Annotated in this window: 10 protein-coding genes; 8 read left to right on the plus strand and 2 right to left on the minus strand. The window is 40.1% G+C overall.

The window, feature by feature from the left end:
* Positions 1–167: 167 nt before the first annotated feature.
* From G4420_RS07665 to G4420_RS07700, 7 genes are all read left to right on the plus strand, one after another.
* Positions 168–3440, plus strand: coding sequence for a WD40/YVTN/BNR-like repeat-containing protein (locus G4420_RS07665; protein WP_163323014.1), 3273 nt, complete (start codon positions 168–170; stop codon positions 3438–3440).
* Between the two features lie 254 nt (positions 3441–3694).
* Complete coding sequence (locus G4420_RS07670; protein ID WP_163323015.1) at positions 3695–4060, plus strand: BlaI/MecI/CopY family transcriptional regulator; 366 nt, start codon at positions 3695–3697, stop codon at positions 4058–4060.
* Positions 4061–4062: 2 nt separating this feature from the next.
* Positions 4063–6978 (plus strand): T9SS type B sorting domain-containing protein, encoded by a 2916-nt coding sequence (locus tag G4420_RS07675; protein ID WP_163323016.1) that lies wholly within the window; start codon positions 4063–4065, stop codon positions 6976–6978.
* Between the two features lie 118 nt (positions 6979–7096).
* Positions 7097–8056 (plus strand): TlpA family protein disulfide reductase, encoded by a 960-nt coding sequence (locus G4420_RS07680; RefSeq protein WP_163323017.1) that lies wholly within the window; start codon positions 7097–7099, stop codon positions 8054–8056.
* Positions 8057–8096: 40 nt separating this feature from the next.
* Positions 8097–8714 (plus strand): hypothetical protein, encoded by a 618-nt coding sequence (locus G4420_RS07685; RefSeq protein ID WP_163323018.1) that lies wholly within the window; start codon positions 8097–8099, stop codon positions 8712–8714.
* A 256-nt stretch (positions 8715–8970) separates the two neighbouring features.
* The gene (locus G4420_RS07690) at positions 8971–9216 is read left to right on the plus strand and encodes a hypothetical protein (RefSeq protein ID WP_163323019.1); all 246 of its coding nucleotides are present in this window, start codon (positions 8971–8973) and stop codon (positions 9214–9216) included.
* 480 nt (positions 9217–9696) lie between these two features.
* Positions 9697–10014 carry an Imm63 family immunity protein gene (locus tag G4420_RS07700; RefSeq protein ID WP_163323020.1) on the plus strand — a complete coding sequence of 106 codons (318 nt, stop codon included), beginning with the start codon at positions 9697–9699 and terminating at the stop codon, positions 10012–10014.
* A gap of 127 nt (positions 10015–10141) precedes the next feature.
* On the opposite strand, the gene aat is transcribed toward G4420_RS07700, so the two are convergent.
* Positions 10142–10810 (minus strand): leucyl/phenylalanyl-tRNA--protein transferase, encoded by a 669-nt coding sequence (gene aat / locus G4420_RS07705; protein ID WP_163323021.1) that lies wholly within the window; start codon positions 10808–10810, stop codon positions 10142–10144.
* Between the two features lie 121 nt (positions 10811–10931).
* Between aat and G4420_RS07710 the strand changes: the two genes are divergently transcribed.
* Positions 10932–12035, plus strand: coding sequence for a DUF4831 family protein (locus G4420_RS07710; protein WP_163323022.1), 1104 nt, complete (start codon positions 10932–10934; stop codon positions 12033–12035).
* A 555-nt stretch (positions 12036–12590) separates the two neighbouring features.
* Here the strand turns inward: G4420_RS07710 and G4420_RS07715 are convergent.
* Positions 12591–14120: a peptide MFS transporter gene (locus G4420_RS07715; protein ID WP_163323023.1), complete on the minus strand. Its 1530-nt coding sequence runs from the start codon at positions 14118–14120 to the stop codon at positions 12591–12593.
* Between the last annotated feature and the right edge of the window lie 32 nt (positions 14121–14152).

Raw genomic sequence — 14152 nt, forward strand, 5'->3', positions numbered from 1 at the left:
AAAATACCGAAGTTTTCCTTCGTGACATAAATCTTCTTTCAAAAGCTTATTATTTCTTATATTAAGCGCAAAATAAGACTGAACCTAATCTTGTTGATAGTAGCCAAAAGCGGATAATATTTGTCCCATTTTATCATACAATGAATTCACTCATTTAAAATAATTCTATGAAAAAACTCACACTGTTATTGGCAGCCGTATTTTTAGTTTCAACGGTAGCCTTTTCAAAAAAGAAAGAAGAAGAGAAAAAGGAAGAAGAAAAGCCTTTTGTTAATTCGGGGCTGGTAAGTGGCCTGAAATGGCGAAGTATTGGTCCGGCATGGGCAAGCGGCCGGATCGCTGATTTTGCTGTAAATCCCAACAATCACAAAGAATACTACGTGGCCGTTGCTTCGGGTAACGTTTGGAAAACCACTAACAACGGAACTACCTGGAGTCCGATCTTCGATAATTATGGCTCTTATTCAACAGGTGTTGTGGTGCTCGATCCCAATAACTCAAATGTAGTTTGGGTGGGAACAGGCGAAAACAGCCACCAACGTGCATTGGGATACGGTGATGGCGTTTACAAATCGCTTGATGGCGGTAAATCCTTCAAAAACATGGGTTTGAAAGAAAGCCGTCAGATTGGTGGAATCGTTATCGATCCACGCAATTCTGATGTTGTTTTTGTTGCTGCTGAAGGTTCGGCTTGGGGACCGGGCGAGGAGCGTGGCCTGTACAAAAGTACCGATGGCGGCGAAACCTGGAACAAAGTGCTGGAGATTAGCGAAAATACAGGTATAAATAATGTGGTAATTGATCCTTGTAACCCTGATATTATGTATGCAACATCGGAGCAGCGCCGCAGAACGTCATTCACAAAAATTGGTGGCGGACCTGAATCAGCTGTATATAAAAGTACCGATGGTGGCGAAAACTGGCGTAAGATCATGACAGGATTGCCTTCGGTTCATATTGGCGGAATGGGAATTGATGTATCTCCGGTTAACCCGAATTACGTCTACCTTATCGTGGAAGCGGCTGAAGATAAAGGTGGTTTTTTCCGCTCGACTGATAAAGGCGAAAGCTGGGAGAAAATGAGTGATTATCACTCAAGTGGTCAGTATTACAACGAAATAGTGTGCGATCCAAAGAATGTGGATAAAGTATATTCAACAGAAACAGTATCAAAAGTAACCGTTGATGGAGGCAAAAACTGGACAAGCATAAGCACAAGTGGCCGTCACGTAGATGATCATGCCATTTGGATTGACCCAACAGATACCGAGCACTTTATAATTGGTGGCGATGGTGGTATTTACGAAACCTGGGACGACGGAAAAACTTTCGATTTTAAAGAAAACCTGCCGATTACGCAGTTTTACCGCGTTTACCTCGACGATGCTGAGCCTTTTTACAATGTTTACGGTGGAACACAAGACAACAACTCAATGGGTGGTCCGTCGCAAACTACCAGCCGCAGTGGTGTGATAAATGACGAGTGGGAACCAACACTTGGTGGCGATGGTTTCTGGGGTGCCATCGAGCCCGGAAATCCAAATATCGTTTACTCAGAATACCAGTACGGAAATGTGTATCGTATTGATAAAAAGAGTGGCGAGAGCCTAAATGTTAAACCTATTGAACGCAAGGGAGAACTGACTTACAAATGGAACTGGAACGCACCTTTATTTATTAGCCCGCATAAGAATACACGTTTGTACATGGCGGCCAACAAGGTTTTCCGTAGCGACGACCGTGGTAATACCTGGGAAGTGATCAGTGATGATCTTACTGCACAGATCGATCGCACATCAATTCCGGTTATGGGCAAATACTGGCCTGCCGAGGCAGTTGTTCGCGATGTATCAACTTCGCAGTGGGGAACCATTGTGGCGCTCGAAGAATCGAAATTGCAGGAAGGACTGTTGTATGCGGGAACCGATGATGGTGTTATTTCAGTCACTGAAGATGGCGAAAACTGGACACAGTTAAAAAGTTTTCCGGGAGTGCCGGAGCTGACAATTGTAAGTGATATTTGTGCCGACCGTTTTGACGTAAATGTAGTTTATGCCACTTTCGATAATCTAAAACGCGATGACTTTAAACCTTACGTTTGCAAGAGTACCGACAAAGGAAAAACGTGGACTTCCATTTCGGGTAATCTTCCTGAAAATGGTTCAGTTCATACTGTTATGCAGGATTTTGTTCGTCCTGAATTGTTGTTCGTTGGAACTGAGTTTGGCATCTTTTTTACAGTTGATGGTGGTACAAACTGGGTACAAATGAAATCAGGCCTACCAACTATTCCTGTATTCGACATTGCTATCCAGGAGCGCGAAACCGACCTTGTTGCTGCAACATTTGGCCGTGGTTTTTATATTCTTGATGATTACAGTCCTTTGCGCGAAATTTCAGCTGATCTTGAAAATACAGAAGCTGAGATTTTCCCGATAAAAGATGCATTAATGTTTGTCCAAACCAGCGGAAAAAGCAATCAGGGAAGTACTTATTTTACAGCGAAAAATCCGGAATACGGTGCTACTTTTTCGTATTACCTGAATGAAGTACCAAAAACACAAAAGCAATTGCGTAAAGACGAAGAGAAAGAGTTGTTTAAAGAAGGAAAGCCAATTCCGCAACCTACCTGGCGCGAATTGCAACTGGAAGGTCAGCAGGAAAAAACGCACCTGATATTTACGATTTACGATAAGGCTGGAAATGTGATCGATCAGTTCACAAAAGCTCCATCGAAAGGTGTGAACCGCGTTAACTGGAACATGACTTATGCCGCTACTGCCAATGTTCGTATTCGCGATAAATTTGATCCGATAACCAGTGCCGGCCGTGGTATTATGGTAATGCCGGGAACATACAAAGTGGGCATGAAATTGTGGCACGAAGGCGAGCTGACCGAATTGGTTGAGCCGGTTTCCTTTACCTGCAAACGCCTTAACAATTCCGAACTTCCGGCTGAAAACTACAACGAGAATGTTGAGTTTGCCGAAAAAGTGAATAAACTGGCACTGGCTGTTGTTGGAACCAACCGAATGATTAGTGAAACAACAGCAAAAGTAGAGAAGATAAAACAAGCTATTTATGCTACTCCGGGAGCTAGTCAGGAATTAATGAATAAAGCCCGCGCAATTGGGGTGGCTTTGGAAGAGCTGAATTTTAAAATGGATGGTGTGCCGGCTAAAGCAAGCGGGGAAGAAATTCCTCCTGCACAAGTGCCGTTGAATAACCGATTGAGTAACATTACCTACACGCACATGGGATCAACAGCGGGAATTACTACCACCGAAAAACAGGCTTACAAAATTCTGACAGAAGAATTCCCACCGGTGCTGGAAGCTTTGAAAAATATTGTAGAAAAAGAAGTTCCGGCACTGGAAGCCGAACTTAACGAGATGAATGCTCCATGGACTCCGGGACGTTTACCGGAGTGGAAAGAGTAAAAAGTCACGAGCTGCTAGAAGCTAGCTTCTAGCTCGTCCCCCTTTCTTAAAGTGGTGTCCCGATAATATCGGGACGGGGGATTTAAATAAAATGCCATCTGTTTTATAAGCAGTTGGCATTTTTTTTGACAAATAACTATATCAAGTAGTTGGAAAACTATAAAAGATAGTTGTGAAACTAAAAAATATAGTTATATTTGTTTTGTAAGCTGTTTAAGCCACTACTTATCGCTTAAAATTTAAAAGTTTGAACCATGAAAAAACTTACGCCGAAAGAAGAAGAGATCCTTAGTTTGTTTTGGGAGAAAGGTCCCATGTTTGTGAAAGAACTGAAGGAGTTATATTCCGATCAGCAACTGCACTATAACACGCTATCAACCATGGTTAGGGCAATGGAGGACAAAGGATTTATAGCACACGAGAAGTTTGGAAATACCTACCGCTACTTTGCTGCAGTGTCAAAAGAAGATTACAGCAAACAGTCGTTGGGGAACGTGGTAAAAAAGTATTTTAATAATTCGTACAAAAGCGTTGTTTCGGCCTTGGTAGAGGAAGAAAACCTTTCTGTTGAGGATTTACGGAAGTTGATTTCGGAGATTGAAAACAGCAAAAACAAGTAAAAATGACACCCTTTTTAACCTACCTTATAAAATCGTCGGTTAGTTTGGCTCTGCTTTATTGTTTGTTCCGTGTAACCGTTCGAAACGATAAAAATCATCGTTTAACCCGCTTTCTTTTACTTTCGATTATGGTGGTTTCGGCAACCATTCCATTCTTGACCATTCAGCTTTTTCATAAGGAAATTGAAATGGCTTCGGCCGATTTTGTTGGGGAAATTGTTTCCACGCCTGTTGTAACTCAACCTGAGAATCATTCAGCGATTATTAATACACGGGTTGTAACGCATAGTGAAACGGTTAATTATTGGGCGATTATTTATACTTCAATTATTTCACTTTTGTTATTTCGACTTCTTCTTGGAATTTATCGCGTTTTCGCAATTATAAAAACGGCGGAGAAACACCGCTTTCGGAAAATAATTCTGGCAGTTGTGAAGGACTTTGTACAACCCTTTACATTTCTGAATAAAGTTGTCCTTTCGGAGAAGGATTTTCATGAAAACAAGGAAGTTGTAGTGGCGCACGAATATGCCCACATAAGACATAAACATGCTGTAGATTTACTGTTTTGCGAGTTATTTACAACATTACATTTTTTCAATCCTTTTATGTGGCTTTTACGTCGCGATTTAAAATTAGTACATGAATACCAGGCCGATGAGGCCGTATTAAATAAAGGCATCGATGCACAAAAATACCAGTTGCTGGTATTGGAGAAGGCTGTTGGCGAGAGACGTTTTGCCATGGCACACCATTTTACTCAAAAACCCATTGTAAAACGATTAAAAATGATGACAAAAACAAAACGTCAGAAATGGGGCATGGTGAAGATGATTCTCTTTGTGCCCTTAATAATTGTGCTTTTACAAGCATTTGCACGACCCGATTTGATTACAAAATCAGCAGATTTTATTCCTGTACGTTACACGGAAAATAAGGCGGAGCAGTGGCTCGCAAAATGGAACATCGATAAAATTGGCGATGGAATTTTTGATCCGGAAATGGATCGGAATAAATTGTCGGCAAGAGAAAACAATATTCTGGTTATTCTTATGAATATTAAAGATGAATACCTGGTACAGGGAGAACATGCTTCGAAAGAAAGTATCAAAACAATGGCTTCCGGATTTTTACAGGGAGTCAATCCCGAAGGAAGTGCATCTCCTGAAAGTATTGAAAAGGAAATTCCTGGAATTGGCAAGGTAAAAGTTTCTGAAGGATGGATTTCGTATCGCAACGATATTGAATCTTCGAGAGAAGCGATAAACTTTACCTTGCGGCAAATAGGAGAGGCTTACCTCGAAGCCCGGGAAGCAAAAGCATTCGTATTGTTCGGGAAGAAATATTTCAATCTGGATGTAGAGAAACAGAAGATGGTAAACGAGATCGTGCCAATTCGCTTTTCGTATGAGACTCCAAAAAATCAGAGAACAAGTACCTGGTTGCCTTTTGAAGAGAAGCCATCGCCTGAGCCCAAACCAATGGAACTATTGGTGCGCTACGATGGTACGATCGCTTTCGGCAGTAAAACCTACGAAAATCTGGACGAATTTGAACACGATTTAAAGGTGTGGAAAAAGGAGTTGGAGGCGATTAGTAAAGAAGAAAAAACGAATCATTATTATCGAGTCAACGCTACTTTTGAGCATGGTTCACGAACTCAGGAAATATGTTCAAAAGAGATTAGTAAGATAAATTACATGCTTTGGAAACAAAGTATGCATGTAGAGCAAATTCATCATGTATTCCCTGAGGAGTTGAACAAACCCGGTTTGGAGATGGATAAACTTAAAGCAAGGTTGGATCAGAACTCAGAGTTGTTAATTCCTGAAGGTTTTTCTCCGGACGGCGATGGCATTCACGACTTCTTTGAAATAAAGGGCATATATCCTCAATATCAGGATGCGAAGCTGGTGATAGTTAATAACGAGGGACAAAAAGTGTTTGAAAAAAAGAATTATGGGAACACAGATATCTGGGGGGAAGGAAAAGAATGGTGGAATGGTACTTCCGAAAACGGTAAATTATCGGTAGGCAACTATAATTATAAACTCGAGTTGGGCAATGGAGAAGTAAAAAAAGGAACTTTACTGTTGGCAATGTTTACATCTTCTGAGCAGTCCTCAGAATATGTGAAACAAGGGAGCGCAACTAATGATTCAAATTCGTTCAATAAGTTTAATAAATACGATGTGATTATTACATCTGATAAATTGCAAGCATTTAATAAAACCTGTACTGTTGAAAACGTTAAACAGAAAGTTGAAGAAGCATTAAAGTCGATGGGCGACAAAAAGACTATTTCCGTTTTGTCGTTTAGCAATGTTCCGCAAGAAAGGTCGCGTGCCATTTTGAACGAACTGAATCAAATTCCGTTTGCAAAAGTAAGCACAACGGTTTTTAAATTGGAGCCGAAACCGCCTTCAATAGCGCAGCATAAAATACTGCTTAAAGCAAATGGCCTAATTTACATGGATGAAAAGGAATATAATTTAAACCAGTTTGAATCTAAAATTGGGGAAATTAGAAATCAGTTAGAAGAAACCAATGTCGCTTTCGAAGTTGAAAATGATGTTACTTATCTTCAATCTGAAACCGTTTTAAATATTTTAAGAAAAGCAAACATTGATCAGGTTGGTTACAGCGTTCAATACCATTCCGTGCGGGAAACTGAACCGGGTACAAAAATAGGAGAACCGTCTTATATATTCGGATATACATGGACAGGTAGTGATCCGGTTAACCTGGAAAAGCTTAAACGAGAGGCAGATAGTTTTCTTTCTGGAAAAGGTAATCGTAGTTTGTATACAAGTATTTCGCCCGATAAAAATGCGACGCAAAAGGATATTGAAGCTGTAAGGCAAGTATTGTTGAGTGCAGGTTTTATAAAGGTTGAAATTTCAAAAAGCAGAAATTGAAATGGAGGAGCTTGTGCAACTTACATATTACAATGCGAGAATACATGTCATACAGATTATGTAAAGACACTTTTTATAACGATATTTATCAATATGTTATGGACATAATTTAATTCGGATGAAAAAACTTCAACTAATTACGATTTTACTGCTTTCAATCTTTGTTTTTTCCTGTACTGAAAATTCAAAAAAAACTCAATTAAAAGAAGAGGTTCAAGTTCTTGAACCTAAAGTCAATATCAGTGAACTTACTTCTGATTTTATGAAATGGTGGACTTACTATTCCTATAACATTTCTTTATCATCAGATTTCACAGGTTTAAACGAACAGTCGGATACAATTGACAAAAGACAATTCTTGAAAGAATTAATTACCGGCAATTATATTCCTCTAAGAATAAAATCGGACGATAAAACCGAATCGTATAAACTTTATCAGCTCGATTCTATTGCAGACAAAGGAATTGGAATTACAATAAAAGATGCATCAACCAGAGTCTATGGTTTATTTGAAATGGTAGGAACGTCAATTCCAGAGTTTAACTTTACCGACCTGGAAGGAAATAGCTATACCAAAGAAAACACAAAAGGAAAAACCTTAATTCTAAAAACCTGGTTTATCCACTGTGGAGCTTGTGTAGCTGAATTTCCGGAACTAAATGAATTTGTAGAAAAACACAAAGATAGAAATGACATCATTTTCCTGAGTTTGGCGTTGGATTCTAAATCGGAGTTAGAGAAGTTCCTACAACAAAAAGAGTTTAATTATAAGGTAGTTCCCAGTCAGGAGGAGTTTATTATTAAAAAATTATACTTGAATGCATTTCCTACCCATGTAGTTGTAGATGAAAATGGAACAATATTAAAAGTGGTAAACAAAGCATCAGAAATGATTGCCTTTCTTGAAAATGGTCAGCAATCAGCCGACAAAAAATTACCACCAGCTTCTGCAGCAGCAGCAGCAGCAGCACCACCACCACCACCTCCTCCACCACCTCCTCCTCCACCTCCACCACCTCCTCCTCCACCTCCTCCTCCTCCTCCACCACCTCCTCCTCCGCCACCACCATCGAAGTAAAAAGACTATGCACTAATCATTACAATCAGTTACAAGACAGATGCAAAAAGGAAATATTAATCTTATAGGTTTGGGAGTTTTATTGGGTTCGATATTGGCATATACAGGTTGGACCGGGTTTAAGACTCAAACATTCTTAATGGGAAAAACCGGTGAGATTTCAGGAAAAGTAATTGAGATATTTCCAAATGAACAAGTACAAAGTTACAGTCGAAAAATTAAATATGTGTACGCAGTAGATGACACCTATTACGTCGACTTTAAAAAGCTCGGAACAAAAGATGCAAGGCAGGAAATTGGAAATAATTTGAAACTTATTTATTTGATTCGGAAACCCGGGAAAAATAGGGTTAAAAGCCTTTCTTCAACGTATGACAATTCATTTGGAAAGAAATATTATACGACCTACGAAAATGGTTTTGTCGAGTTACGCCTGATTAACGGAATCTTCAAATACCAAGAATCTGCAAATGGAGGTGAAGTAATTCATGACTTAATTGGAGAATATATAATCATCAATGACTCCATAAAATTCGAGAATTATGTATTCGAGACGGACAAAGAGTGCCAAAACAGACCAAAGTTATTTGTGTTTTCACCTAATCACCGTCAATTAGTTGATGTAAACACAAAAAGAATTTTTAAACGATTCCATTAGTTGTGATTAATTTAAAAAACGATACACAAGAAGGTATATATTGTGGTCGGGGGCAATGGTCTGACAACTGTGGATTCTCGTTTTGCATTTCTGTATCCTTTGGATAGGAACATTCTCCGAAATCCGCCCCAACACCATTTGTTAACCGTTATGAACAAGTTAAAACCAGAAAAATTAAATCCATGAAAACAACATCAGCGCTTATCTTAGTACTTATTTTTGTAATTCTAATTCTACAAATGCCCAAAACGAATATATGGACTATACAATCAGCTACACAGTTTCTGATGAGAACTTTACAATCTTCAACATGAATGATTTTAGGGATGCGCTGGTACAATTGGGTATTAACGTTTATAAATGGAATCTTTCAATTCCTCAGGACAAAGATTACTCATTAAGGTTCTATATTCAAGAATATGAAAAAACAAAACTTGTAAAAGACACGATAATTGGTGGAGTTTCTACAAACCAATCGAAAATAAGGGATAATCGAGCTTGATATGAGTACGTAAAAAATCTAAGAATCATTACAGAGATACCCGACGGTTCGGACAAAACAGAGTGACTTCGTTTTAGGCTCAAACTTAGCAGTGGAGTACAGTTCGGCAAAAGCATATTACCCAGACCTGAGTACGACACATACTTTCTACGAAAATTTGCAGAAACAGAGTTTAAGCTTGAGAAAAATATACCTCTATTGTTTTATACTGCCGGATGGGAAGTAAATTCAGGAGGACACATGGTACGGAAATTTTGCGGGCCTAATTATCCCCATGCTGATTTAGATGATTATTCGTTAAAAAACTCAGATCATTATTTCATTTTAGGCTATAAAGTTGTTAATGAAGTGTTTTATGGAAGAGACTAAAAATGATCCTAATGTGGAAAAAAAAACCAGTGCAATACCATTTGTAATAAGACAGGTTGTCATCCGTCGAAATACGAGTTGCTGTTAGTGTTTATTTTAAAAACCATTCTAATGTCAAGAATCAGATATCGACATATTAGGAAGAAAGTAAAAGAATTGGCTTGGAAAATAAACGTACCTGACGATTTATTACCATACTACAATTATTCAAATGGAGAACAGTCTCCACTTATTGAAATTGCTAGCAATGGAAAACTACACTATGTAAGGATTGAGAGAGGGACGGAATTCGAAAGAAAAACAACGGAAGACGTTGATGAACTTTTGTATTGGATTTACTCAGGTATAACAGCAACAATGTCTATTAATTACGAACTGGATAATAGAACAGAAAATAAAGATTTTAGAAGAATTGCATTTAAGAAATAGATAGAACTTCTTTCAGCTCTTAATGCAACCTGGAGTAAAAAAGAAAATGAGGAACATTCGAGAATTCTTAAAAGTCACCCCTTTGATGATTTTGCTGGACTCAGGGCAAGCCAATAAATCTGATTCATCAGCACTCCGTTTTATCGGTCCAATTTCCTTGCAAAGTATCGTGCTGTAATGCTTTTTCAAGCATCTCCAAAAAATCTTTTCGCGGAATGGGTTTGGCACCCAAACTGGCCAGGTGGTCGGTTGGTTGTTGTGCATCAATAAAGTAAAAGTTGTTTTCCAAGGCAAACTGGACCAGGTGGTAAAAGGCAAATTTGCTGGCATCGGTTTTGGTAAAAAACATCGATTCGCTAAAGAAACAATTTCCCAATGAAAGTCCGTACAATCCACCAACCAGCTCACCTTCAAACCAGGTTTCGAACGAGTGGGCGTATCCCAGTTTATGCAGTTGTACATAACCGTCGATAATGTCGTTGGTAATCCAGGTTTCATCTTCGTGACTGCGTTTGGTTTTACTGCATGCAGTAATTACTTCGCGGAAAGCCGTGTCGATACGTAGTTCAAATATCCCTTTATTGATCACCTGCCGCAGACTTTTCTTGAGTTTAAAATCCTTGGGCAGCAAAACCATTCGCGGATTGGGCGACCACCACAAAATAGGTTCGCCCTCGCAAAACCACGGGAACACACCCTGACAGTATGCCGACAGCAAAAACTCGGGAGTGAGCTCGCCACCTTGTGCCAGCAATCCATCGTCGTCGGCCTGGTTCGGATCGGGAAATTGTATCATGCTTGCAAATATAACACGCGATGAAACATTTTAATACGATTGGCGGAACGAGAACCAAAAATGAATTTATAACACAAAATAATTTTAATACTTTTGGGTTTTACCAAAAACAATTTGAACAATGAGGTATTTAGCATTGATAATTGCTGTAATGTTGGTCATCCCAACCTTTGGACAGCGCAAAAAGAAAGAAGACGAAGGAATCGCTCCCGCTTATGTTGAGGGGATTGCTTACGCTTTGCCACGTACAGGAATTAAGGTACACGTTGAAGCCATTCGTGAGAAATTTGAACCAGGACCATATGCTGCTTATGCCCAACAGTTATTGGGTATTAAAGATGCCCGTAACAGAGCATCGGTAAAATGGATGGTGTCGGCTGTTAAAATCGAAACTTTTTCGGAGCCCGATCCACAGCAGGTTTACAAAGCAATGGGCGATATTGCTGCAACCATTAGTCTGGCGCCCAACGGTTGCCTTGCCGGTATAAATTCTGCAGGAACAGCCACAATGCCGTTGCAGGTTCAATCAAACAAAACATTTCAGAAACCGGATCTCGATGATGGTTTTTCTTTTGATTATTTTTCGGATACACCATTTTTAATTCCCGGAGATTCTACCAATAATTTCAGGCCAACCGCTGTAGGCATGGACCAAAAAGCGGCCGAAGCGGCCCAGCGCGTGCTCGATTGCCGAATGAACCAATACGATCTGGCAGCTCTTCGTATCGATGGCGAGTACCCGGATGGGAAAGCCTACGAGGTGAGTCTGGCAGAGCTAAAACGTACCGAGCAGAATTACATTAAACTGTTTGTGGGCCGAACCACGTATAAAACTGAAACCTTTAGTTTTGATTATATGCCGGAAGCCAATGAAAAGAATGCGGTGATTTTCCGTATTTCGGATGAAAATGGTGTTGTTCCTGCCAGCGATCTTTCAGGAAAACCAGTAATGGTTGAGTTTGAACAGGTAGCCGGTTTACTGGCAAAGTACCAGGCAGAGGCTGTTTCGGATAACCCCGATGCCGGTTACGATGGTGTTTACTACCGAATGCCGGGAGTGGCGAATATAAAAGTTATTTACGAGCTGAACAGCCTGGCTTCGGCGCGTGCTACCATTGCACAGTTTGGAAGTATTGCTCCGGTTCCTGAAGAATTACTGGGTGGTGATTATTCCATCGAATTTCACCCTGAAACAGGAGCTATTAAATCCGTTCAATTGAAATAGAATCGCAAAAAATATATGAATAGAAAGCCTGGTTTAGCCGGGCTTTTTTTGTGGATCACATTGAATTTCTGGTGGAGGATTATTCTATCGACGCTTGAGAATTGAGACGCAAATGATCATTCTGTTTCAAAAAGCTTTTTGGTTGCGCGTTTGGTGTTCACCTGCTTTTAACCCGGGGCGAAACTCTTCCGAATGCTATTCGGAATTGTATGCCCCGGGCTAAAGTAAATCGCACTTTCAGCGCTCTTTGCTTTTCGTAAGTTTTAACTTTCAGCGCTGAAAGTGCTGTTTAATTCAGCCTTGGGCAACTAATTGCCAAATGGCTATTGCGTCGCCCAAGGAAAATATATGATGTAGTATAAAAAGGCGCAAGTATAAAAGTTGATTGAAAAGCGGAACCTCCCTGCGCCACATATCTGTAGAAAGTTAAAATATTAATCCACCTGAGTTTACGGGTGATCTCTTTTTTAGACCCCTTAACCAATTTTTAGGCAAAAAAAATACCCGACTTAAAAAAGCCGGGTACTTTAAATATTTTCTCAAATAGTTTATTTCCTATTTTATTCCGTGCATCATCTTTTTCAATACCGGTGAAAGGGCAATTGCAATAAGCGCAAAAATAGCCGACTGGATAGCGATTAACCAGAAAACCTGAATTTCAGTTCCCAGAGCACTCTCCAGTTTTATTGAGATAGCTTTCATTTGCGAAGCCACAAAGTTACCGGCCGCAATCGAACCAAACCAAATTCCCATCATGGTAGAAACCAGTTTTGGTGGTGATAATTTGGTTACCATCGAAAGGCCAATTGGCGAGAGGCAAAGTTCACCAAATGTATGGAACAGGAATACCACGATCAACCATAAAGGGCTAACCAAACGAAGTGTATCACCTCCTGTAGATCTGCTGTAAGCAATTGCCATGATCACAAATCCCAGCGAAAGCATAATTAAACCCCAGGCAAATTTCATTGGCGTATTAGGGTTTATTTTTAGTTTGTCCAGTTTTAACCATAAAATGCTGAATAACGGCGCACAGGTTACAATCCAAATGGCGTTAATACTTTGAAACCAGCTGGCCGGAATTTCCCAGTTGCCGATCATTCGTTGTGTATTATCGCGGGCAAAAACGTTAAAGGTTGTACCTGCCTGCTCAAAACCACCCCAGAATAAGATGTTAAAAAGGGCCAGAACAAGAATAACTCCTATTCGCGACCATTCGGCTTTACCGCTTGTTCCTCTAAAAATACTTGTGGCAAGTACAATTACAGCACCAATTCCAACAATGTAAATGATTGTTTTCGAAACGGTTTCAGGCATTGCACCCCAGCCAACGATTACAGCAAACACTACTGCAACAATACCAACGGCGAAAAGTAATATCCCGAACCAGTCTTTCAGAATCAGACGTACTCTTTCAGCTTTTACCTTTGGAGGCATTCCAATGTGCCCAAGTGTGTGGCTACGAACAAAGAACCAAACAGTACCTAAAACCATTCCGATTCCTGCAGCCAGAAAACCATATTGCCAGGCTACCTGCTCACCAAGTTTACCTGTTATTAAAGGAGAGATAAATGCACCCAGGTTGATACCCATGTAGAAGATGGTAAAACCACCGTCTTTGCGTGGGTCGTTATTGTCGTACAATTCGCCCACCATGGTAGAAATGTTGGGTTTAAAGAAACCATTTCCCAGAATCAGAATTCCCAATCCGGCGTAAAAAATGGTTTGACGGAATTCGATACTTGCATCAGAACCGTATAACCACGCACTTCCGGCCAACAGGAATTGTCCGACGGCCATGGTTAAACCTCCAATGTAAATCGATTTTCGCTGCCCCAGCACTTTGTCGGCCAGCATTCCGCCCAAAATCGGGGTTACATAAACTAAACCGGTGAAAATACCATAAATGGTAAAGGCATCGAGTTCTGCCATTTCAAATCCGCCTGAAGCAAAAGTTGCCGTAAGGAAAAGAACCAATAAGGCCCGCATTCCATAGTAACTAAAGCGTTCCCACATTTCACTGGCAAAAAGTGTTGAAAGCCCGATTGGGTGACCAAAGAAGGCTTTATTTGCATCTCTACTCATAATATCTTTATCTTTTATTTTCTAAAGCTCGC

It is taken from the genome of Draconibacterium mangrovi, from assembly GCF_010586825.1.
GTDB lineage: Bacteria > Bacteroidota > Bacteroidia > Bacteroidales > Prolixibacteraceae > Draconibacterium > Draconibacterium mangrovi.

Bases quoted from the DNA above. Each gene is read 5' to 3' on its own strand.
- G4420_RS07690 (WP_163323019.1), top strand. From the start codon at position 8,971: ATGGACTATACAATCAGCTACACAGTTTCTGATGAGAACTTTACAATC.
- G4420_RS07710 (WP_163323022.1), top strand. From the start codon at position 10,932: ATGAGGTATTTAGCATTGATAATTGCTGTAATGTTGGTCATCCCAACC.
- G4420_RS07680 (WP_163323017.1), top strand. From the start codon at position 7,097: ATGAAAAAACTTCAACTAATTACGATTTTACTGCTTTCAATCTTTGTT.
- G4420_RS07685 (WP_163323018.1), top strand. From the start codon at position 8,097: ATGCAAAAAGGAAATATTAATCTTATAGGTTTGGGAGTTTTATTGGGT.
- aat (WP_163323021.1), bottom strand. From the start codon at position 10,810: ATGATACAATTTCCCGATCCGAACCAGGCCGACGACGATGGATTGCTG.
- G4420_RS07700 (WP_163323020.1), top strand. From the start codon at position 9,697: ATGTCAAGAATCAGATATCGACATATTAGGAAGAAAGTAAAAGAATTG.
- G4420_RS07670 (WP_163323015.1), top strand. From the start codon at position 3,695: ATGAAAAAACTTACGCCGAAAGAAGAAGAGATCCTTAGTTTGTTTTGG.
- G4420_RS07675 (WP_163323016.1), top strand. From the start codon at position 4,063: ATGACACCCTTTTTAACCTACCTTATAAAATCGTCGGTTAGTTTGGCT.
- G4420_RS07665 (WP_163323014.1), top strand. From the start codon at position 168: ATGAAAAAACTCACACTGTTATTGGCAGCCGTATTTTTAGTTTCAACG.
- G4420_RS07715 (WP_163323023.1), bottom strand. From the start codon at position 14,120: ATGAGTAGAGATGCAAATAAAGCCTTCTTTGGTCACCCAATCGGGCTT.